At 60.5% G+C, this 19,928-nt stretch carries 17 protein-coding genes and 4 tRNA genes; 15 read left to right on the top strand and 6 right to left on the bottom strand.

All coding sequences use genetic code 11. The features are described 5' to 3' along the window. Window positions 1-10: 10 nt before the first annotated feature. Window positions 11-2,458, bottom strand: a complete 2,448-nt coding sequence (locus AB4O08_RS03470; RefSeq protein WP_047543477.1) for an acyl-CoA dehydrogenase — start codon at window positions 2,456-2,458, stop codon at window positions 11-13. Window positions 2,459-2,616: 158 nt separating this feature from the next. On the opposite strand from AB4O08_RS03470, the gene AB4O08_RS03465 reads away from it, so the two are divergent. From AB4O08_RS03465 to AB4O08_RS03450, 4 genes are all read left to right on the top strand, one after another. After that, on the top strand, window positions 2,617-3,276 hold the full coding sequence (locus AB4O08_RS03465) for a transglutaminase-like domain-containing protein (RefSeq protein WP_010211651.1): 660 nt from the start codon (window positions 2,617-2,619) through the stop codon (window positions 3,274-3,276). Window positions 3,277-3,333: 57 nt separating this feature from the next. Beyond that, a complete protein-coding gene (locus AB4O08_RS03460) occupies window positions 3,334-3,951 on the top strand; it encodes a glutathione S-transferase family protein (protein WP_010211650.1) in 618 nt (205 codons plus the stop codon). A gap of 134 nt (window positions 3,952-4,085) precedes the next feature. Then, on the top strand, window positions 4,086-5,018 hold the full coding sequence (locus tag AB4O08_RS03455; protein WP_010211649.1) for an ABC transporter ATP-binding protein: 933 nt from the start codon (window positions 4,086-4,088) through the stop codon (window positions 5,016-5,018). Then, window positions 5,015-5,794, top strand: coding sequence for an ABC transporter permease (locus tag AB4O08_RS03450; protein ID WP_010211648.1), 780 nt, complete (start codon window positions 5,015-5,017; stop codon window positions 5,792-5,794). Before AB4O08_RS03455 ends, AB4O08_RS03450 begins: the two co-directional genes overlap by 4 nt. A 135-nt stretch (window positions 5,795-5,929) precedes the next feature. Here the strand turns inward: AB4O08_RS03450 and AB4O08_RS03445 are convergent, their stop codons facing one another. Further along, window positions 5,930-6,469: a TetR/AcrR family transcriptional regulator gene (locus tag AB4O08_RS03445; protein ID WP_021492115.1), complete on the bottom strand. Its 540-nt coding sequence runs from the start codon at window positions 6,467-6,469 to the stop codon at window positions 5,930-5,932. A 91-nt stretch (window positions 6,470-6,560) separates the two neighbouring features. Between AB4O08_RS03445 and AB4O08_RS03440 the strand changes: the two genes are divergently transcribed. The 4 genes from AB4O08_RS03440 to AB4O08_RS03425 all read left to right on the top strand — a co-directional run bounded on the left by AB4O08_RS03440 (window position 6,561) and on the right by AB4O08_RS03425 (window position 11,308). Then, a complete protein-coding gene (locus tag AB4O08_RS03440; protein ID WP_010211645.1) occupies window positions 6,561-7,754 on the top strand; it encodes an MFS transporter in 1,194 nt (397 codons plus the stop codon). Between the two features lie 43 nt (window positions 7,755-7,797). After that, on the top strand, window positions 7,798-8,109 hold the full coding sequence (locus AB4O08_RS03435) for a cupin domain-containing protein (RefSeq protein WP_010211643.1): 312 nt from the start codon (window positions 7,798-7,800) through the stop codon (window positions 8,107-8,109). Window positions 8,110-8,217: 108 nt separating this feature from the next. After that, entirely contained in the window at window positions 8,218-9,366 is a 1,149-nt protein-coding gene (locus AB4O08_RS03430; RefSeq protein WP_198730110.1) for a TDT family transporter, read from the top strand. 67 nt (window positions 9,367-9,433) lie between these two features. Then, window positions 9,434-11,308 carry an MFS transporter gene (locus AB4O08_RS03425; protein WP_460114705.1) on the top strand — a complete coding sequence of 625 codons (1,875 nt, stop codon included), beginning with the start codon at window positions 9,434-9,436 and terminating at the stop codon, window positions 11,306-11,308. A 112-nt stretch (window positions 11,309-11,420) separates the two neighbouring features. Here the strand turns inward: AB4O08_RS03425 and sugE are convergent, their stop codons facing one another. The 3 genes from sugE to rdgC all read right to left on the bottom strand — a co-directional run bounded on the left by sugE (window position 11,421) and on the right by rdgC (window position 13,899). Then, the gene (gene sugE / locus AB4O08_RS03420; RefSeq protein WP_010211634.1) at window positions 11,421-11,735 is read right to left on the bottom strand and encodes a quaternary ammonium compound efflux SMR transporter SugE; all 315 of its coding nucleotides are present in this window, start codon (window positions 11,733-11,735) and stop codon (window positions 11,421-11,423) included. Window positions 11,736-11,840: 105 nt separating this feature from the next. Continuing rightward, window positions 11,841-12,806 carry a bile acid:sodium symporter family protein gene (locus AB4O08_RS03415; RefSeq protein ID WP_044286919.1) on the bottom strand — a complete coding sequence of 322 codons (966 nt, stop codon included), beginning with the start codon at window positions 12,804-12,806 and terminating at the stop codon, window positions 11,841-11,843. Between the two features lie 172 nt (window positions 12,807-12,978). Further along, window positions 12,979-13,899, bottom strand: a complete 921-nt coding sequence (gene rdgC / locus AB4O08_RS03410; RefSeq protein WP_010211632.1) for a recombination-associated protein RdgC — start codon at window positions 13,897-13,899, stop codon at window positions 12,979-12,981. A 159-nt stretch (window positions 13,900-14,058) separates the two neighbouring features. Between rdgC and AB4O08_RS03405 the strand changes: the two genes are divergently transcribed. The 7 genes from AB4O08_RS03405 (at window position 14,059) to AB4O08_RS03375 (ending at window position 19,743) form a co-directional block, all read left to right on the top strand. After that, window positions 14,059-14,134, top strand: a tRNA-Val gene (locus tag AB4O08_RS03405). Window positions 14,135-14,153: 19 nt separating this feature from the next. Continuing rightward, a tRNA-Asp gene (locus tag AB4O08_RS03400) sits at window positions 14,154-14,230 on the top strand. 396 nt (window positions 14,231-14,626) lie between these two features. After that, a tRNA-Val gene (locus tag AB4O08_RS03395) sits at window positions 14,627-14,702 on the top strand. Window positions 14,703-14,721: 19 nt separating this feature from the next. Continuing rightward, a tRNA-Asp gene (locus AB4O08_RS03390) sits at window positions 14,722-14,798 on the top strand. 305 nt (window positions 14,799-15,103) lie between these two features. Further along, complete coding sequence (locus tag AB4O08_RS03385) at window positions 15,104-16,687, top strand: BCCT family transporter (protein ID WP_021492114.1); 1,584 nt, start codon at window positions 15,104-15,106, stop codon at window positions 16,685-16,687. Window positions 16,688-16,714: 27 nt separating this feature from the next. Beyond that, window positions 16,715-18,724 (top strand): CocE/NonD family hydrolase, encoded by a 2,010-nt coding sequence (locus AB4O08_RS03380; protein WP_252958886.1) that lies wholly within the window; start codon window positions 16,715-16,717, stop codon window positions 18,722-18,724. Window positions 18,725-18,807: 83 nt separating this feature from the next. Beyond that, a complete protein-coding gene (locus AB4O08_RS03375) occupies window positions 18,808-19,743 on the top strand; it encodes a LysR substrate-binding domain-containing protein (RefSeq protein ID WP_010211627.1) in 936 nt (311 codons plus the stop codon). A 3-nt stretch (window positions 19,744-19,746) separates the two neighbouring features. On the opposite strand, the gene AB4O08_RS03370 is transcribed toward AB4O08_RS03375, so the two are convergent. Beyond that, a complete protein-coding gene (locus AB4O08_RS03370) occupies window positions 19,747-19,869 on the bottom strand; it encodes a hypothetical protein (protein ID WP_010211625.1) in 123 nt (40 codons plus the stop codon). Window positions 19,870-19,928: the final 59 nt, after the last annotated feature.

Raw genomic sequence — 19,928 nt, 5'->3', positions numbered from 1 at the left:
ACCACTGGGATCAGCGGACTTTACCCTCAGCCTGGGTCAGCTCTTCCTTGCTGAAATCGTCCACGTCGATCACCTTGCGCCGTGCCGCTTCCGCCTCACGCAAGGTGTGCGCTTCGGCCGGCTGCAACACGCCTGCGTGCAGCGCGGCGTCGATGGCGTGTTCCCCGGCAGTCGGCTTGACCTGCCCGCTCTTGAGTGCCATGTGCAGTTTCTTCTGCAGCGGATGGCTGGCGCCGAGCAGGTCGTAGGCATGTTGCAAGGCGCCTACCGGATCTTCCGCCGATTGCGGTCGGTAGCAGCCGGCCAGCAACTCTTCCAGGGTCGGGTCGCCCTTGGCACGGCCGATCACCGCAGCCACTTCGGCATCCAGCGCATCCGACGGCCCGGTATGGCGACGGCCGAACGGGAACACGATCACCCGCAGCAGGCAGCCCAGCACCTTGTTCGGGAAATTGCTCAGCAGTTCATCCAGCGCACGTTCCGATTCGCCGAGGCTTTCTTCCATGGCCCAGGCAAACAGCGGTTCCAGGTGATCCGGCGAATCCAGGTCGTGATAACGCTTGAGTGCGGCCGACGCCAGGTACATATGGCTCAGTACATCACCCAGGCGTGCCGACAAGCGTTCGCGACGCTTCAACTCGCCACCCAGCAGCATCATGCTCAGGTCAGCCAGCAGCGCGAATGCGGCAGCCTGGCGGTTGAGTGCACGGAAGTAGCCCTGGCTCAAACGATTGCCCGGCGCCTTCTCGAAATGCCCCACCCCGAGGTTCAACACCAAGGTACTGGCGGCGTTGCTCACGGCAAAACCGATGTGTTGCATCAACAGCCCATCGAACTCCTTCAATGCCTGGTCATGGTCTTCGCGACCGGCCAGGGCCATTTCCTTGAGCACGAACGGATGGCAGCGGATCGCGCCCTGGCCGAAGATCATCAGGTTGCGCGACAGGATATTCGCGCCTTCTACGGTGATGAAGATCGGCGCGCCTTGCCAGTTGCGGCCCAGGTAGTTGTTCGGGCCCATGATGATGCCCTTGCCACCGTGCACGTCCATGGCGTGGCTGATGCACTCGCGGCCGCGTTCGGTGAGGTGGTACTTGAGGATCGCCGACAGCACCGAGGGTTTTTCCCCCAGGTCGACGGCATTGGCGGTGAGCATGCGTGCGCTGTCCATCAGCCAGGCGTTGCCGCCGATACGCGCAAGGGCTTCCTGGATACCCTCGAAGGCCGACAGCGGCACATTGAATTGCTCGCGCACCTGGGCGTATTGGCCGGTCACCAGGCTGGTGAACTTGGCCGCGCCGGTGCCCACGGCGGGCAGGGAGATCGAACGGCCCACCGAGAGGCAGTTCATCAACATCATCCAGCCTTTGCCGAGCATTTCCTGGCCACCGATCAGGAATTCCAGGGGGATGAACACATCCTTGCCGGCGTTGGGGCCGTTCATGAAGGCGGCGCCCAAAGGCAGGTGGCGACGGCCGATTTCCACGCCGGGGGTGTCGGTGGGGATCAGCGCCAGGCTGATGCCCAAGTCTTCCTCTTCACCCAGCAGATGGTCCGGGTCGTGGGCCTTGAAGGCCAGGCCGAGCAAGGTCGCAACCGGGCCGAGGGTAATGTAGCGTTTTTCCCAGTTCAGGCGCAGGCCGAGTGTTTCCTTGCCTTCCCATTCACCTTTGCAGATCACGCCAGTGTCCGGCATCGCGCCCGCGTCGGAGCCGGCCAGTGGGCCAGTCAATGCGAAGCAGGGGATGTCATCGCCACGGGCCAGGCGCGGCAGGTAGTGGTTGCGCTGTTCTTCGGTGCCGTAGTGCAGCAGCAGTTCGGCCGGGCCGAGAGAGTTGGGCACCATCACGGTCGATGCCAGGTCACCGCTGCGGGTGGCGAGCTTCATCGCGACCTGGGAGTGGGCATAGGCGGAGAAGCCCTTGCCGCCATATTCCTTGGGAATGATCAGGGCGAAGAAACCGTGGGTCTTGATGTGTTCCCAGGCCGCGGGCGGCAGGTCCATGGCCTGGCCGATTTCCCAGTCGCTGACCATGGCACAGAGTTCTTCGGTGGGGCCATCGATAAACGCCTGTTCTTCTTCGGTCAGTTGCGCCTTGGGGTAGGCCAGCAACTTGTCCCAGTCCGGGCGACCGCTGAACAGTTCGCCGTCCCACCAGACGGTGCCGGCGTCGATGGCATCGCGCTCGGTCTCGGACATCGGCGGCAGGACTTTCTGGAACCAGCTGAACAGTGGCTTGGTGAAGTATTGGCGGCGCAGGTCGGGCAGCAGCAGGGGAGCGGCCACCAAGGCGATCAACACCCAGAAGATCAGCAGCAGCCAACCCGGTGCATGGCTCCAGGCGCCCATCGCCAGCAGGTAGACGGCGACCACGCCCAGGGCGGGCAGGGGCGCGACGCGGCGGTGTGCGAGGTAGGCAATGCCGACCACCAGCACCAGTATCCACAACAACAGCATATTCAATCCTCCGTGAAAACAGGGGCGAAACCACCAGGGAGCTTAGTCGGCATCCGAACAAGCGGGGTGATCAGGGTGTAACGAGATTTGGCCGATTCGTCGTTATCTCCAAGACAGGCCTGTGGTTAGACTCCAGGCTTCCTTCGGAGATAAAGCTCATGGATACCTACCTGAGTCCCAGCCGCTTCATCGATAGTGACCACCCTGCGGTGGTGGAGTTCGCCGAAAAACACCGTGGAACCCGTAGGGATTTTAGTGACCAGGCAGTCAGCCTCTATTACGCCGTGCGTGAGGCGATTCGCTATAACCCCTATACCTTCAGCCGCGATCCAGACACATTAAATGCCAGCTTCGCCCTGTCCACCGGCGAAAGCTATTGCGTGCCCAAAGCCACCTTGCTCGCCGCCTGTGCCCGCCACTGCGGCATTCCGGCGCGCATCGGCCTGGCGGATGTGCGCAATCATTTGTCGACGCCACGCCTGATCGCGTTGCTCAAGAGTGATGTATTTGCCATGCACGGTTATACCGAGCTTTACCTCAACGATCGTTGGGTCAAGGCCACGCCGGCGTTCAACCAGCAACTGTGCGATGTGTTCGATGTACCGCCGTTGGATTTCGACGGCCTCCACGACAGCGTCTTCCACGCGTTCAATCGCCAAGGCCAGCGATCGATGGAGTACGTGGTCGACCACGGGCAATTTCCTGACGTGCCCGAGGCCTTCTTCTTCGCCCACATCCAAGCGTGTTACCCCCATCTGTTTGCCGAGGATATGCCGCCGTTACTGGGCGACATGCAGAGCGATTTGAGCCGCGTGTGAACCGGCGTATGCTGCTGCCTTCATCTAGCCATGTTCATCAACAACAAAGGCGCGGTCATGCTGAAAATCTGGGGTCGTAAAAATTCATCAAACGTCAGGAAGGCACTGTGGTGCGCCGAGGAACTCGGCCTGGACTATGAAGCAATTGATGCGGGCGGGGCTTTTGGTGTGGTCGACACGCCGCAATACCGGGCGTTGAACCCCAACGGCCGGGTGCCGATGATCGAAGACGGTGACTTCGTGCTGTGGGAGTCCAACACCATCGTGCGCTACCTCTGCGCCAAGCAGGCTTGCCGCTGGTATCCGACAGACGTGAAAGCCCGCGCCAACGCGGAAAAGTGGATGGACTGGACCACGTCGACCTTTGCCGAACCGTTCAAGATCGTATTCTGGGGCGTGCTGCGCACCCCGGCGGAAAAACAGAACTGGGACACCATCCACGCCGGTCGCCAGGCCTGTATCGATGTGCTCAAAACCGTTGATGAAGCGCTTGCTACACAGCCGTATCTGTCGGGCAACGAGATCGGCATGGGCGATATCCCGTTGGGCAGCTTTATCTACGCCTGGTTCGAAATGCCCATCGAACGGCCCGCAATGCCCCATCTAGAGGCCTGGTATGCGCGCCTGCAGCAGCGTCCGGCTTACCGCAAAGCGGTCATGACCGCGTTGACTTAATACTGACTATTAATACAGGTGACTGTACTTGTGCGGCGCGGGCAAGCACCATGCTTGTCATGCGCCGCCGTTGAACTACCTGGGCTGCGCCCTCATCTACTCTTTCTATTCCCTTCTTTGGTGCGTAATCCGATATGAGTTCCGCTCTGTCCATCCGGCAGCTAACCAAAACCTACGGCAACGGTTTCCAGGCCCTGAGTGGTATCGATCTGGACGTTGCCGAAGGTGACTTCTTCGCCTTGCTCGGCCCCAATGGCGCCGGCAAATCCACCACCATCGGTATCCTCTCGACCCTGGTCAACAAGACCAGCGGCACGGTGAATATCTTCGGCCATGACCTGGACAAATCCCCGGCGGCGCTCAAGCGTTCCATCGGCGTGGTGCCCCAGGAATTCAACTTCAACCAGTTCGAAAAGACCTTCGACATCGTCGTGACCCAGGCCGGCTACTACGGCATCCCGGCGAAAGTCGCCAAGGAACGCGCCGAGCAGTACCTGACCCAACTGGGCCTGTGGGACAAGCGCGATGTGCCGTCGCGTTCGCTGTCCGGCGGCATGAAACGCCGGCTGATGATCGCCCGCGCATTGGTGCACGAGCCGCGTCTGCTGATCCTCGACGAGCCTACTGCCGGCGTGGACATCGAACTGCGTCGCTCGATGTGGACTTTTCTCACCGAGCTGAACGAGAAGGGCATCACCATCATCCTCACCACCCACTATCTGGAAGAGGCTGAGCAGCTGTGCCGCAACATCGGCATCATCGACCACGGCACCATCGTCGAAAACACCAGCATGCGAAACCTGCTGGGTCAGTTGCATGTGGAAACCTTTTTGCTCGATCTGAAAAACAACTTGTCGGCGCCGCCGCAACTGCTCGGCTACCCGAGCCGCCTGGTGGACAGCCACACCCTGGAAGTGCAGGTGGACAAGGCCATGGGCATCACCGCGTTGTTCACGCAGTTGGCAACCCAGAACATCGAAGTGCTGAGCCTGCGTAACAAAACCAATCGCCTTGAGGAGTTGTTCGTGTCCCTGGTGGAGAAAAATCTGGCGAAGGTGGCGGTATGAGTTCCGAACTGCAACCCAACCTCGTCGCGCTGCAAACCATCGTCTATCGCGAAGTGAAGCGCTTTACCCGGATCTGGCCGCAGACCCTGCTGCCGCCGGCGATCACCATGGTCCTGTACTTCGTGATCTTCGGTAACCTGATCGGCCGCCAGATTGGCGACATGGGTGGCTTCACTTACATGGAGTACATCGTGCCGGGCCTGATCATGATGTCGGTGATCACCAACTCCTACGGTAACGTGGTCTCCAGTTTCTTCGGCAGCAAGTTTCAGCGCTCCATCGAAGAACTGATGGTGTCGCCGGTGTCGCCCCATACCATCCTGATCGGCTACACCCTCGGCGGTGTGCTGCGTGGGTTGATGGTGGGCGTGATCGTCACCCTGTTGTCGCTGTTCTTCACCCACCTGCAGGTGCATCACCTCGGGGTCACCATTCTGGTGGTGGTACTGACGGCGACGATCTTCTCGCTGCTGGGTTTCATCAACGCCGTGTTTGCACGCAACTTCGATGATATTTCGATTATTCCGACCTTCGTGCTGACGCCGCTGACCTACCTGGGCGGGGTGTTCTACTCCATCAGCTTGCTGCCGCCGTTCTGGCAGACCGTGTCGTTGGCCAACCCGGTGCTGCACATGGTCAACGCCTTCCGCTACGGCATCCTGGGGGTGTCGGACATCAAGATCAGCGTGGCGATCACGTTCATGTTGGTGGCGACCGTTGTGCTGTATATCGGTTGCGCGAAGTTACTGGTGAGCGGACGCGGGATGCGCACGTAAGCGCTGACCTGAACGCGGTCAAAAATGTGGGAGCGGGCTTGCTCGCGAAGGCGGTATGTCAGTTACAGAATGTACTGACTGATCCACCACCTTCGCGAGCAAGCCCGCTCCCACATTTGGTTTTGTGTAAGGGCTTCAGACCTTCAGTGCCAGTTCGATCAGCCTATGCAGCTCTTCAACCGTCAGCGGCGTGGTCGAGAATAGAATACGAAACACCGTTGGCGCCGCCAGCAGATTGATCAGGTGATCCACGCTCGGCGGGCTGCTGTCCGGATAGCGATCGACAATCGCCTGAAACTGCCCGCTCAGGATGCTCACGCAATAGCCTGGCGTCTGGCTGCACTGCACATCCCGCATCATGTTCCGTCCAGGCTCCGAACTCATCTCATCCAGATACTGCTCGGCCCAGGCCTGCAGGTCACCGCGCAGGCTGCCGGTATTCGCCGGCTCGCTGTCCGGGCGCATCCGCGCCAACGCCACATCCGCCAGTAGCACAGATAGATCGCCCCAACGCCGGTAGATGGTCGAGGGCGTAACCCCCGCGCGCGCAGCGATCATCGGCACAGTGACGCTGGAGCGCTCATGGGCTTCCAGCAGTTCACGCACGGCTGAATGGACGGATTCTTGTACCCGGGCACTACGGCCCCCCGGGCGGAGGCCTTCTTTTATCGCCATGATTGTGACCTTAACACAAAGAATTTGCTTTAAGCCTGGCCTGGTAGCACACTGCACAAAAGCAAAATATTAGCTTTAGCGGAGTGTGCGTATGTCCAACCCGATTTCTCAGCGTTCCAGCCTGGTGTTCCTCGCGATCACCTTGCTGACGTTTCTCGCCGCCTCCAGTGCGCCGACGCCGTTGTATCACCTGTATCAGGAGGGCCTGCATTTTTCCGCAGGCATGCTCACGCTGATCTTTGGCGTCTATGCGTTGAGTCTCCTGGTGGCACTGCTGACCGTTGGCTCACTGTCGGACCATCTGGGACGCAAGCCGGTGATTTTTACCGCGTTGATCTTGAACATGCTGGCGATGCTGCTGTTTATCAATGAAGGCAGCGTGGCCTGGTTGATTGCCGCACGTACGCTGCAGGGCTTTGCTACGGGCATGGCCACTGCCGTACTGGGCGCGGCACTGCTGGACACGGATCGCCAGCAAGGCCCACTGGTCAACAGCGTAGCGCCGTTGCTGGGCATGGCCTGCGGTGCGATGGGCAGCAGTCTGCTGGTGGAGTTCGCGCCGCTGCCGACCCAGTTGATCTACTGCACGCTGTTCGTGCTGATGCTGCTGCAGGCCGTTTACGTATGGCGCCTGCCGGAAAGCGTCAGCCGTATCCCTGGCGCACTGGCTTCGCTGCGCCCGACCTTGCACGTACCGCCCCAAGCGCGCCGGGCCTTGTGGTTGTCGCTGCCGGTGGATGTGGCGGTGTGGGCGATGGGCGGGTTCTACCTGTCCCTGGCGCCGTCACTGGTACGAACCGCCACCGGTTCGACCTCCAACCTGATCGGTGGCGGCCTGGTGGCGGTGTTGACCGTGAGCGGCGCATTGATGATCTTCACGCTGCGCAATCGCCCAGCCGACAAAGTGCTGCGCCTGGGGGCCGGCTTGCTGGCAGTCGGTGTGGCGCTGATCCTCACGGCCGTGCACAGCGCCAGCGTGCTGCTGTTTTTCATCGCCACCCTGATCGCCGGCAGCGGTTTTGGTGCGGGCTTCCTCGGTGCCCTGCGCAGTGTGGTGCCGCTGGCCTTGCCCCATGAGCGCGCGGGTTTGATGTCGGCGTTCTATGTGCTGAGTTACCTGGCGTTCTGCCTGCCGTCTTTGCTGGCGGGCAACCTGATTCGCCGCTTTGGTCTGATCGTCACCACCGACGGCTACGGCGCGGTACTCATCCTGCTGGCCCTCGGCGCACTGGTCGGCCTGCTGTGGCAGGATTCGGCGCGCGCCAGGGCGACGACAGGCGGCTGATGAGTAATAATCGCCTTCCGCATCGCCTGATTGAGATTCAAGCATGAAGATCATCCGCAGCAAGGACTTCACCGGCAGCCGGGCCTGGGAGGCGCTGGACATCGCCAACATGAACGGCATCACCACGCGCCTGCACTGGACCGACCAGCCGTACCGCTGGCACGTCAATGACGGCGAAGAAGTGTTTGTGGTGCTGGATGGCCGGGTGCAGATGCACTATCGCGACAATGGCTTCGAGCAGGTGGCGGAGCTGGCCGTCGGCGACATCTTCTACGCCAGTGTCGGCACCGAGCACGTGGCACATCCCCAAGGCCCGGCGCGCATCCTGGTGATCGAAAGCGAAGGCAGCGTTTGACCCCTATATTGGTAAAGTAGATAACAGTTAGAGATATTACCCGTTATATAGATATTCGATCAAGTTCTACCATGGTCTCAACCTCATGCGAGGAAGAGGATTGCCATCATGACCTGCTCGAATACCATCAGCTACAAACCCTTCAGTCACTTGACCCGTCCACGGGAAGTGATCCGCCAATTCACCCCCAACTGGTTTGCTGCCACCATGGGCACCGGCGTGCTGGCGCTGGCCTTGGCCCAATTGCCGGCCGATGTGCCTGGCTTGCACGCGATTGCCGAAGCGCTGTGGTTTTTCACCATCGGCTTGTTTGTGCTGTTCAGCGTGTTGTACGCGGCCCGTTGGGTGATGTTTTTCGATGAGGCGCGGCGGATATTCGGGCACTCCACGGTGTCGATGTTCTTCGGCACCATCCCCATGGGGCTCGCGACCATTCTCAACGGCCTGCTGTTGTTCGGCCTGCCGCGGTGGGGCAGCGACGTGATCCCCCTGGCTGAAGCGCTATGGTGGCTGGATGTCGCCATGGCCCTGGCCTGCGGCGTGCTGATCCCGTTCATGATGTTCACCCGCCAGGAACACAGCATCGACCAGATGACGGCTGTCTGGCTGCTACCCGTGGTGGCCGCCGAAGTCGCCGCCGCCAGCGGTGGGCTGCTGGCACCGCACTTGGCGGACGCCCATTCACAGCTGGTGATGCTGGTGACCAGCTACGTGCTGTGGGCGTTTTCCCTGCCGGTGGCGTTCAGCATCCTCACTATCCTGATGTTGCGCATGGCCCTGCATAAGCTGCCTCACGCCAATATGGCCGCGTCGAGCTGGCTGGCGTTGGGGCCCATCGGCACCGGTGCCTTGGGTATGTTGCTGCTGGGGGGCGATGCGCCGGCGATCTTCGCGGCCAATGGTTTACCGGGCGTCGGTGAGATGGCCAACGGTCTCGGCGTGGTCGCGGGGATTACGCTGTGGGGCTTCGGCCTGTGGTGGATGCTGATCGCGGTATTGATCACCCTGCGTTACCTGCGCGCTGGTATTCCGTTCAATCTGGGGTGGTGGGGCTTCACCTTTCCGTTGGGGGTCTACGCCCTGGCCACGTTGAAGCTGGCGAGCCTGTTGCACCTGGGTTTCTTCAGCGTATTCGGCAGTGTGCTGGTGGTCGCGTTGGCGCTGATGTGGTTGATCGTGGCCAAGCGCACGGTGCAGGGTGCTTATAAAGGTGAGCTTTTTGTTTCGCCGTGCATTGCAGGACTAGCGAATAAGTAAGCCGGATTAGGTAAAGTCGTGGCCTGAATGCTTTTACAAAAAAACAGGCCACGCAGGAACACGGACGATGAGCCACCCCTCGCAATTCACTTTGCTGCGCACACGGCGTTTCCTGCCGTTTTTCATCACCCAGTTGCTGGGCGCGTTCAATGACAACATCTTCAAGCAATCGCTGATCCTCGCCATTCTCTACAAGCTCACCATCGACGGTGACCGCTCTATCTGGGTCAACCTCTGCGCCTTGCTGTTTATCCTGCCGTTCTTCCTGTTCTCGGCGCTGGCCGGGCAGTTTGGCGAGAAATTCAACAAAGACGCCTTGATTCGCGCGATCAAGATTGGCGAGATCGTGATCATGGCCGTGGGGGCGACGGGCTTCCTCACCAACCACTTGGAAATGATGCTGCTGGCGCTGTTTGCCATGGGCACCCACTCGGCGCTGTTCGGGCCGGTGAAGTACTCGATCATGCCCCAGGCTTTGCACGATGATGAATTGGTGGGCGGTAATGGCCTGGTGGAGATGGGCACGTTCCTGGCGATCCTGGCCGGCACCATTGGCGCCGGGATCATGATGTCGTCCACCCATTACGCGCCGGTGGTGTCAGTGGCGATCGTCGGCGTGGCGGTGCTGGGCTATCTGGCCAGCCGCAGTATCCCAAGGGCAGCGGCGTCGACCCCTGGGTTGCGTCTGAACTGGAACATTTTCAGCGAATCCTGGGCCACCTTGCGTTTGGGCCTGGGGCAGACGCCCGCGGTTTCGCGTTCGATCGTCGGTAACTCGTGGTTCTGGTTTGTAGGCGCGATCTACCTCACGCAAATTCCCGCCTACGCCAAGGAATGGTTGTACGGTGACGAAACCGTGGTGACGCTGATCCTCACCGTATTTTCGGTGGGCATCGCGCTCGGCTCGATGCTCTGCGAAAAACTCTCCGGGCGTAAGGTAGAAATCGGCCTGGTGCCGTTCGGTTCATTCGGCCTGACGGTGTTTGGCCTGCTGCTGTGGTGGCACTCCGGCGGCTTCCCGCAGAACGTGCAGGCCAACGACTGGCTCGCCGTGCTCAGCTACGGCCAGGCCTGGTGGGTGTTGTTCGATATCCTTGGCCTGGGCGTGTTTGGCGGCTTCTATATCGTGCCACTGTACGCACTGATCCAGTCGCGTACCGCCGAGAAAGAGCGCGCGCGGGTGATCGCGGCCAACAACATCCTCAACGCACTGTTCATGGTGGTCTCGGCCATCGTGTCGATCCTGTTGCTGAGCGTGGCCAAGCTGTCGATCCCCGAGTTGTTCCTGGTGGTGTCGCTGCTCAACATCGCGGTCAACACCTACATCTTCAAGATCGTTCCCGAGTTCACCATGCGTTTCATGATCTGGCTGCTCAGCCATTCCATGTACCGGGTGGAGCATCGCAACCTGGAGGCGATCCCGGATGAAGGCGCGGCGTTACTGGTGTGCAACCACGTGTCGTTTGTCGATGCACTGCTGATCGGCGGCGCGGTACGTCGGCCGATTCGCTTTGTCATGTACTACAAGATCTACCGCTTGCCGGTGCTGAATTTCATCTTCCGCACCGCCGGGGCGATTCCGATTGCCGGCCGTCACGAAGATATCCAGATCTACGAAAAGGCCTTCACACGCATTGCGCAGTACCTGAAGGAAGGCGAGTTGGTGTGCATCTTTCCCGAGGGCAAGCTGACCGCCGATGGCGAGATGAACGAGTTTCGCGGTGGTGTGACGCGGATTCTGGAAGAGACGGCGGTGCCGGTGATTCCGATGGCGTTGCAGGGGTTGTGGGGGAGTTTCTTCAGCCGCGATCCGAACAAGGGCTTCTTCCATCGCATCTGGTCGCGGGTGGTGTTGGTGGCCGGTGAGCCGGTGGCGGTAGAGGCCGCGACGCCTGCGCAGTTGCAGGAACGGGTGGGGGTGTTGCGGGGGAGTATCAGGTAGTTGTGGGCTGGGTTACTGGCCTCTTCGCAGGCAAGCCAGCTCCCACACCAGACCGCGTTGTTCTAGCGAACGCGGTCTGGTGTGGGAGCGGCGGTTCGACAGCGGTAATGGATCAGGTGCTGATCTTGAGCCCAATGAGCCCGCAAATGATCAGCGCCACGCTGGCCAACCGGAACAACGCCATGGACTCCCCAAACAGGATGATCCCGGCAATCACGGTGCCCACGGCACCCACGCCGGTCCAGATGGCGTAGGCCGTACCCAGCGGCAATTCTTTCATGGCCAGGCCCAGCAGGCCGAGGCTGACGGCCATGGCGGCAATCGTCAACGCAGTCGGCAGCGGTTTGCTGAAACCGTCGGTGTACTTCAGGCCGACGGCCCAGCCGACTTCAAACAGACCCGCGAAAAACAGAATGATCCAGGACATGATGACCTCCTAACGTTAGGTGGGGTCGTCCCCGGATTAGGCGCTGGAAGCGTCGCGGGGTCGTCCCCGCGAAGCTCGGTAGAGTGCCGAAAAGTGCTCGGCTGATCAAGTTTGCGGGGTGTTCTCCAGCACGCGGCGGTCTTCCTTTTCGCTCATGCGGCGGAAGTAGGTGGACAGCAACGCCCCGGAAATATTGTGCCAGACGCTGAACAGTGCACTCGGCACCGCCGCCAATGGCGAAAAATGGGCGCTGGCCAAGGCGGCGCCCAGTCCTGAGTTCTGCATGCCGACTTCGAGCGCCAGCGACTTGCGCTGTGCCAGAGGCAACTGGAACACGCGGCCGGTGAAGTAACCCAGCAGGTAACCGAAGCTGTTGTGCAACATCACCACCGCCATGATCAACAGGCCCGACTCGGCAATCTTCGCCTGACTCGCCGCAACCACCGCCGCGACGATGATCACAATGCTCACCACCGACACCAGCGGCAACACATCCACTGCATGGCGCACCCGCTCACCGAGCACGCGTTGCGCCAGTACACCGAGCACGATCGGCAGCAGCACCACTTGCAGGATCGACCAGAACAACTCCATGAACGACACCGGCAGCCAGGCCGACGCCAGCAGCCAGATCAGCGCCGGGGTGAGGAGCGGGGCGAGGAGGGTGGTGACGGCGGCGATGGCGACCGACAACGCCAGGTCGCCACGGGCCAACCAAGTCATCACGTTGGACGAAGTCCCGCTCGGGCAGCAACCGACCAGGATCACGCCGACGGCGATTTCCGGCGGCAGGTGGAAGGCCTGGCACAGCAACCAGGCCATGCCGGGCATGATGACAAAGTGCGCGACCACGCCCAAGGCCACGCGCCACGGATGGCGGGCGACTTCGGCGAAGTCATCAATCTTGAGGGTCAGCCCCATGCCGAACATCACCAGGCCCAGCAACGGAACGATGGCGCTTTTCAGGCCGATGAACCAGCTGGGTTCGAAGAAGGCGACGACGGCGAAAACCAACACCCAGTAGGCGAAGGTATTACCGACGAAGCGGCTCAAGGCGGCGAGTGCGCGCATGGGGGTGTCCTTGTTGTCAGTTAGGTTCGGTAATGCTGATGTCTGCCTGGGAACCCAATCAAATGTGGGAGCTGGCTTGCTCGCGAATGCGGTGTGTCAGTCGCTGAATATGTTGACTGATCCACCGCATTCGCGAGCAAGCCCGCTCCCACAGTTTGATCTTCACAAGGCGTTAGATGCCCTGTGGGGTCTCTTCACCGCCGAGTGCTTCGACCAGCGCGGGGATGAAGTCCCCAAACGTCAGCATCATCAGGGTAAAACTCGCATCCAGTTGGCCCAGGGCTTCGTCGCCGCCGTCCTGTTCCGCCTGGTCCTGCAGCAGGTCTTCGAACTTCAGGCGCTTGACGGTCATCTTGTCGTCGAGCATGAAGGACAGCTTGTCCTGCCAGGCCAGGGACAGTTGGGTCACGACTTTGCCGGTGGTCAGGTGGAGTTGGATCTCTTCGCCGGTCAGGTCCTGGCGCTTGCAGCGCACGATCCCGCCGTCTTCGTGGGTGTCACGCAGCTCGCATTCGTCAAGGACGAAGAAGTCATCGGCCGGCTTTTGGGTGGTGACCCAATCGGTCATGATCGCGGTTGGCGCGGTTTTAACCGTGAGTGGACGAACCGGCAGGGTGCCGATCACTTCACGCAGGGTCGACAGCAGGTCTTCGGCGCGTTTCGGGCTGGCCGAGTTGACCAGGATCAGGCCCTGTTTCGGCGCAATGGCGGCGAAGGTCGACGAGCGACGGATAAAGGCGCGTGGCAGGAAGGCCTGGATGATTTCATCCTTGATCTGGTCGCGTTCCTTTTTATAGACCTTGCGCATCTGCTCGGCTTCGATCTCTTCGACCTTTTCCTTGAGTGCATCACGCACCACGCTGCCCGGCAGGATACGTTCTTCCTTGCGCGCGGCGATCAGCAGGAAGTCGCCGCTGACGTGAACCAGGGGAGCGTCTTCACCTTTACCAAACGGCGCGACGAAACCATAAGTGGTCAATTCCTGGCTTGCGCAAGGGCGCGCCAGTTTGGTGGCCATGGCCGCTTCCAACGCCTCGGCATCAACAGGCAGATCTTGGGTCAGGCGATAGATAAGCAGGTTCTTGAACCACATGGGGTGAGTCTCTCCTTTATACAAAGGGGGGCATTATTCTCTTGATAACGTCCCAGGCCAACCCTGCCTAAGCCATTGGAAGCTATCAAAAAAAAGATTTCAGAAAGTGCTTGCCAGACTTAAGGTCGCTCCGTAGAATGCGCGCCACACCGAAACGAAGGGTGATTAGCTCAGCTGGGAGAGCGTCTGCCTTACAAGCAGAATGTCGGCGGTTCGATCCCGTCATCACCCACCATTCGCTTCATGTGTTACGCGCAGCGGTAGTTCAGTCGGTTAGAATACCGGCCTGTCACGCCGGGGGTCGCGGGTTCGAGTCCCGTCCGCTGCGCCATATTCGGTAACCTGGAACACTGAACGCCAGGTCACCACAAGAAGCCCGCTCAATGAGCGGGCTTTTTGCTGTCTGGGGTTTGCAAAAAGCCAAAAAACGCCGCCGATCATTTCCGATGACCGGCGGCGTTTTTATTGGGCGATTAGACATCCCCGCGTGTAGTCACCCTGAAGGTGCGCGGTTCATCCACAGAATCGGCGTGGCTCAAGCATTATCGAGAATGGTATCTCATAGGGCGGCCAGGCAGCGGGTAAGCGCAACAGACTCGCATTTGACGACGTAGAAGCCCGTTTTTGCTGGGGTTTCTCGTAGCTGAGAAAATATTTCAAATAAATTGCATTTAAATCAAGACATTGCGGATTTTTGGTGTATGATGCCGCCCACACCGAAAGTGAAGGGTGATTAGCTCAGCTGGGAGAGCGTCTGCCTTACAAGCAGAATGTCGGCGGTTCGATCCCGTCATCACCCACCATTCGCTTCAAGTGTTACGCGCAGCGGTAGTTCAGTCGGTTAGAATACCGGCCTGTCACGCCGGGGGTCGCGGGTTCGAGTCCCGTCCGCTGCGCCATATTCGGTAACCTGGAACACTGAACGCCAGGTCACCATAAGAAGCCCGCTCATCGAGCGGGCTTTTTTTCGTCTGCGTTTTATCCTCTCCGCGCTCTGCCATTGTGCACTGCCTATTCGCCCTGAACTGTGTGGGTGCGCCATGACGTGGGGGAATACCCCCATGCACATTGGTTGATTGCGCCCTCGGCCGCTTAACCGTTTATCTATAGCCACGCGAAGACTTCCAGGCGAGTGACCGGCAGCAGGATGCTGCGGGGGCTCGCTCTCCAACATAAAAATAGTCTGCAAGGGGAACGGCTCTCTATGAAATATCCACTGCGTCCGTTGGTGTTCTGGCCAACGTTCCTGATCCTGCTGGCGGCGGTGATCGCCAGCTACATCGACCTGAATGCATTCCTTGCGGTCAGTAAACAGCTCAACAACCTGATCCTGAAAAACTTCTCATGGCTGTTCAGTGCCGGCTCGTTTGCCATGGTGGTGCTGACCGCGATCGTCTACTTCTCCGCGCTGGGCAAGGTGCGAATCGGCGGCGAAGACGCCCAGCCGTTGCTGAGCAAGTGGCGCTGGTTCATGGTGGCGCTGTGCACCACCCTCGCGGTGGGCGTGCTGTTCTGGACCACGGCCGAACCGCTCTATCATCTGTATGGCCCGCCCACCAGCCTGCCGATCGAGGCGGGTAGTTCGGCGGCGAAGACCTTTGCCATGTCGACGATGTTCCTGCACTGGACCATCACCCCCTACGCCATCTACCTGGTGCCCTCGCTGGTGTTTGCGTTGGCGTTCTACAACCGACGCAGCAATTTCTCCATCGGCGCCATGCTTGAACCGTTGCTCGGTGAAGCGCGGGTCAAGCGCTATGCAGGGCTGATCGACACCCTGGCGATGTTCGCCCTGGTGGCCGGCATGGCCTCGTCCCTGGGTACCGGCGCGCTGACCTTGGCCGGGGGCCTGGCTCAGTACATCGGCGGTGAAACCACACCGTTGCGCCTGGCTATCATCATCGCGATCATCGTTATTACCTTTGTCGCCTCGGCCGCCAGCGGCCTGCAGAAAGGGATCGTGATGCTGTCCTCGTTCAATACTTGGATCATGCTCGCCCTGGGGCTGTTCGTGCTGTTGTGCGGGCCGACCCTGTACATGTTCAGCCTTGGCGTCGAGTCCCTCGGCGTGTACCTCGACACCTTCTTCAGCCGCAGCCTGTTCACTGGCGCCGCCAGTGGCGACACCTGGCCACACAGTTGGACGGTGTTCTACTGGTCGGTGTGGTTTGCCTGGGCGCCGGTCAGTGCGTTGTTCCTCGGCAAGATCGGGCGTGGCTACACGGTGCGTGAATTCATCCACATCAACATGCTCTACCCGGCGTTGTTCACGGCGGTGTGGATCTGCATCTTTTCCGGCACCAGTCTGTACTTCGATGCGCTGGGCGACGGCAGCCTCAACCGTGTGCTGAACGAGCAGGGCGTGGAACACGTGCTGTACCAGATGTTCCAGCAGTTGCCGGCCAGCGGTCTGATGATCGCGTTCCTGCTGTTCGTGGCGTTCATCTCCTTTGTCACCGCCGCCGACTCCAGCACCGATGTGATCGCCAACCTGTGCAGCAAAGGCGTGACCGCCGATTCCGACCTGGATGGCAACCCAGCGTTGAAGATCGTCTGGGGCGTGATCATCGGCTCGGTATCGTGGGTGATGGTCTCATTCGTCGGCATCGACGGGGTGAAGATGCTCTCCAACCTCGGCGGTCTGCCGGGGATGCTCCTGGTGTTGCTGGCCAGCACCTCACTGATCTTCTGGTTGAAAAATCCCGCATTGCTGGATGTGAAACGCCATCAGCGGACCCCCGCAACGGAACTGCACAGCGCCAGCCCGGCGCCGGATTTCGCCCGCTGATCGATTGAACCGCTGTTGGAGTTACTGATGGAAATCGTCACTGAATTTGCTTACACCGTGCGCGAAATCGAGCACTGCCTGATCCCCTTGAAGGACGGCACCCAGCTGGCCGCACGCATCTGGTTGCCGGAAGTCGCCGGCCTGCAGACCTTTCCGGCGATCCTGGAATACCTGCCGTACCGCAAGCGCGACGGCACCGCCGTGCGCGATGCGCTGACCCACCCGTGGATGGCGGGGCAGGGCTATGTGTGTGTGCGGGTGGATATGCGCGGCAACGGTGAGTCCCAAGGCTTGATGGCCGATGAGTACCTGCTGCAGGAACAGGAAGACGCCCTTGAAGTGATCGACTGGCTGTGCCGGCAACCCTGGTGCGACGGCAATGTCGGCATGATGGGCATCTCCTGGGGCGGCTTCAATGGCCTGCAAGTCGCGGCGCGCCAGCCCGAGGCATTGAAGGCGATCATCACCTTGTGCTCCACCGATGACCGTTATGCCGACGACATCCACTACAAGGGCGGCAACCTGTTGATGGAAAACTTCGGCTGGGCCGCCACCATGCTCAACTTCAGCGCAGCGGTGCCTGATCCCTTGCTGGTCGGCGACGACTGGAAAGACCTCTGGCACCAACGCCTGGACGCCATGCCGCTGCTCGCCGAAACCTGGCTGCAACACCAGACCCGCGATGACTACTGGCGCCACGGCTCGGTGTGCGAGGACTACGCGAAGATCAAGGCGGCCGTGTATGCGGTGGGCGGCTGGGGCGATGCCTATCGCAACACCGTTTCGCGCCTGATGCAAAACCTGCCCGGCCCGAAGAAGGCCATGATCGGACCGTGGATTCACAAGTACCCGCATTTTGCCGTGCCCAACCCGGCCATCGGCTTCCTGCAAGAAGCCAAGCGCTGGTGGGATCACTGGCTCAAGGGCATCGATAACGGGGTGATGGATGACGCATCCTGCACCTTTTACTTACAGGATATTCTGCCGCCGAAGGGCAGTTATGCCGAGCGGCCGGGGATCTGGGTGCAGACGGCGGGCTGGCCCGACTCGCAAGTGCAATGGACGGATTTCAGCCTGGGTGAACATGGCCTGAGTACGGGTGCACAACCTTTGGCGGCGCCGCGCAGCATTTGTTCGCCGCTGACCACCGGCCTGCACCAGGGCGAGTACTGCGCTATCTGGTTTGGCCCCGATGGCCCGACGGATCAACGTCGCGATGACGCCCAGTCGCTGTGCTTCGACTCGCAGCCGCTGACCGAGCCGCTGTCGTTGCTCGGCGATGCACGGCTTAAGTTACGTCTGGCAAGTGACACATCCTGTGGTCAATTGGTCGCCAGGCTGAATGCGATAGCGCCGGATGGGCAGGTCACGCAAATCAGCTACGGCGTGCTTAATCTCACACTGCGTGAGGACTTTTCCCAGGTAACGCCTGTCGTCCCAGGTCAACCGATGGATGTGCAGTTGAACCTCGACCACATCGGCATGCGCCTGCCTGCCGGCTACCGTTTGCGCCTGGCGCTCAGCACGGCGAGTTTCCCGTTGCTGTGGCCGAGCCGCGAGCTGACCACTTTGACGTTGCTGCCAGGCTTGCAAAGCCTGCAACTGCCGGTGTTTACAGGCGAGGCGGTGGAGTGCCCGTTCGAAGCGCCGCAGTCGGCTACACCGGTAGCGATGGAAGTCTTACGCGGTGCCGCGCCGAAACGCACACTGATCGAAGACGTGGGCAGTGGCGAAGTCTGTGTGAAGATTGAAGACGACCTGGGTTCGGTGCGTTTTACCGACCATGGCTTGTCAGTGGACCAGCGTTGCACCGAGCAATACCGCACCTTGCCCTGGGATCCGCTGTCGACGCGGGCCGACATCGAATGGCACTACTGTGTCGGCCGCGACCAGTGGGCCGTGGAGGTGGAAAGCCACTTGAGCGTGCACGCCGATGCCGAGTGGTTCTACATCGAAGCGGAGCAGACCGCCTGGGAAAATGGCCAACTGGAACATCGTCGACAATGGAGTAAGCGCGTGGCCAGGGTCGCACTGTAAGCAGGCAAGTGGCAGGATGCCTGTCAACGTGATCTCTGCGGGCCTGGGGTAACCTGGGCCCGTCATTGCCAATGGACTTGCTCATGTCGCGCCGAAATGTCGATCTTCCGCCCCTCAACTGCCTGCAGACGTTCGAAGCGGCCGCACGCCATTTGAGCTTTACCCAGGCGGCCCATGAACTGAACCTGACCCAAAGCGCGGTTAGCCGCCAGGTCAAACGCCTCGAAGAAGACTTGGCCCGTCCGCTGTTTTATCGGCTGGCCCAAGGCTTGAGCCTGACCCCTGCCGGGGTACGTTACTTCCGTACCGTCCAACGCCTGTTGCGTGAGCTTGATCGCGAGTCCGCCGAGTTGCGCAGGCGTGGTGCCGATCGCCAGTTGACCCTGGCCAGCACGCCCACCATCAGTTCTATCTGGCTTGCCGGCCTGTTGCCGCAGTTCCAGCGCGACCATCCGGACCTGGATATCCGCATCCTGTGCAGCGAAAGCCCCAGCCACTTGGATGTCAGCGAATATGACCTTGGTTTGTTCTATCACTTGGATGAACTGGCCGCGCCCCACGGCCTTGAGCTGTCACCGGTGTTCGACAGCGAGCAGGTCATCACCGTGTGCAGTCCCGGCTACCTTGAGCGCCACGGCCCAATTCGCGACCTGCACCACTTGTTGCACGCTCACACCTTGCTGATCGTCGAGGACCACCACCACGATTGGCTGACCTGGGCCGACTGGTTCGCCGACGCCGGTGCCGACTACTACTCTCCGCGCCATGCGTTGCGCACCAACAGCTATCAATTGTTGATGCAATCGGCGGTGATGGGGCACGGCGTCGCCCTGGGGTGGAAGCGCTTGCTGGAGACTGACCTTGAGTCCGGACGCCTGCAAATGGCCTTGCCCCACAGCATGCACAGTCGCGGCCGCCTGCACCTGATGCAGCCGCATCATCGCAATCCGCCCGCGGCGGTGCGCAGTTTTCGTCAATGGTTGCAGGCACGTACCGCAGAGGCTGGACTCGCTGACTGAGTGTCAGTGCTGGCCGGTATTTTTCTTTTTGGTCTGGCGCGTCGCCAAGTGTTCGAAGCAAAAAGAAGCGGTGCCGAACACGGCGATCAGGGTGAGTACGATCATGCCGAGGGTTGAGCTTTCCACGGTGACTTCCTACGGGTGATGGGGTAGGTGCTCACGGTAGAGGCAGGGGTGATAAGGGC

The sequence above is a fragment of the Pseudomonas sp. H3_E07 genome (genome assembly GCF_054668895.1).
Note: the sequence above shows the minus strand (reverse complement) of the source record. Positions and strands in the feature narration are given on the sequence as shown.

Excerpts from the sequence above, each read along its gene's own strand:
- AB4O08_RS03445 (WP_021492115.1), bottom strand. The coding sequence starts at position 6,469 with ATGGCGATAAAAGAAGGCCTCCGCCCGGGGGGCCGTAGTGCCCGGGTA.
- AB4O08_RS03430 (WP_198730110.1), top strand. The coding sequence starts at position 8,218 with ATGACCTGCTCGAATACCATCAGCTACAAACCCTTCAGTCACTTGACC.
- sugE (WP_010211634.1), bottom strand. The coding sequence starts at position 11,735 with ATGTCCTGGATCATTCTGTTTTTCGCGGGTCTGTTTGAAGTCGGCTGG.
- AB4O08_RS03385 (WP_021492114.1), top strand. The coding sequence starts at position 15,104 with ATGAAATATCCACTGCGTCCGTTGGTGTTCTGGCCAACGTTCCTGATC.
- AB4O08_RS03415 (WP_044286919.1), bottom strand. The coding sequence starts at position 12,806 with ATGCGCGCACTCGCCGCCTTGAGCCGCTTCGTCGGTAATACCTTCGCC.
- AB4O08_RS03460 (WP_010211650.1), top strand. The coding sequence starts at position 3,334 with ATGCTGAAAATCTGGGGTCGTAAAAATTCATCAAACGTCAGGAAGGCA.
- AB4O08_RS03380 (WP_252958886.1), top strand. The coding sequence starts at position 16,715 with ATGGAAATCGTCACTGAATTTGCTTACACCGTGCGCGAAATCGAGCAC.
- AB4O08_RS03465 (WP_010211651.1), top strand. The coding sequence starts at position 2,617 with ATGGATACCTACCTGAGTCCCAGCCGCTTCATCGATAGTGACCACCCT.
- AB4O08_RS03375 (WP_010211627.1), top strand. The coding sequence starts at position 18,808 with ATGTCGCGCCGAAATGTCGATCTTCCGCCCCTCAACTGCCTGCAGACG.
- AB4O08_RS03440 (WP_010211645.1), top strand. The coding sequence starts at position 6,561 with ATGTCCAACCCGATTTCTCAGCGTTCCAGCCTGGTGTTCCTCGCGATC.
- AB4O08_RS03455 (WP_010211649.1), top strand. The coding sequence starts at position 4,086 with ATGAGTTCCGCTCTGTCCATCCGGCAGCTAACCAAAACCTACGGCAAC.
- AB4O08_RS03425 (WP_460114705.1), top strand. The coding sequence starts at position 9,434 with ATGAGCCACCCCTCGCAATTCACTTTGCTGCGCACACGGCGTTTCCTG.
- AB4O08_RS03470 (WP_047543477.1), bottom strand. The coding sequence starts at position 2,458 with ATGCTGTTGTTGTGGATACTGGTGCTGGTGGTCGGCATTGCCTACCTC.
- AB4O08_RS03450 (WP_010211648.1), top strand. The coding sequence starts at position 5,015 with ATGAGTTCCGAACTGCAACCCAACCTCGTCGCGCTGCAAACCATCGTC.
- AB4O08_RS03435 (WP_010211643.1), top strand. The coding sequence starts at position 7,798 with ATGAAGATCATCCGCAGCAAGGACTTCACCGGCAGCCGGGCCTGGGAG.
- rdgC (WP_010211632.1), bottom strand. The coding sequence starts at position 13,899 with ATGTGGTTCAAGAACCTGCTTATCTATCGCCTGACCCAAGATCTGCCT.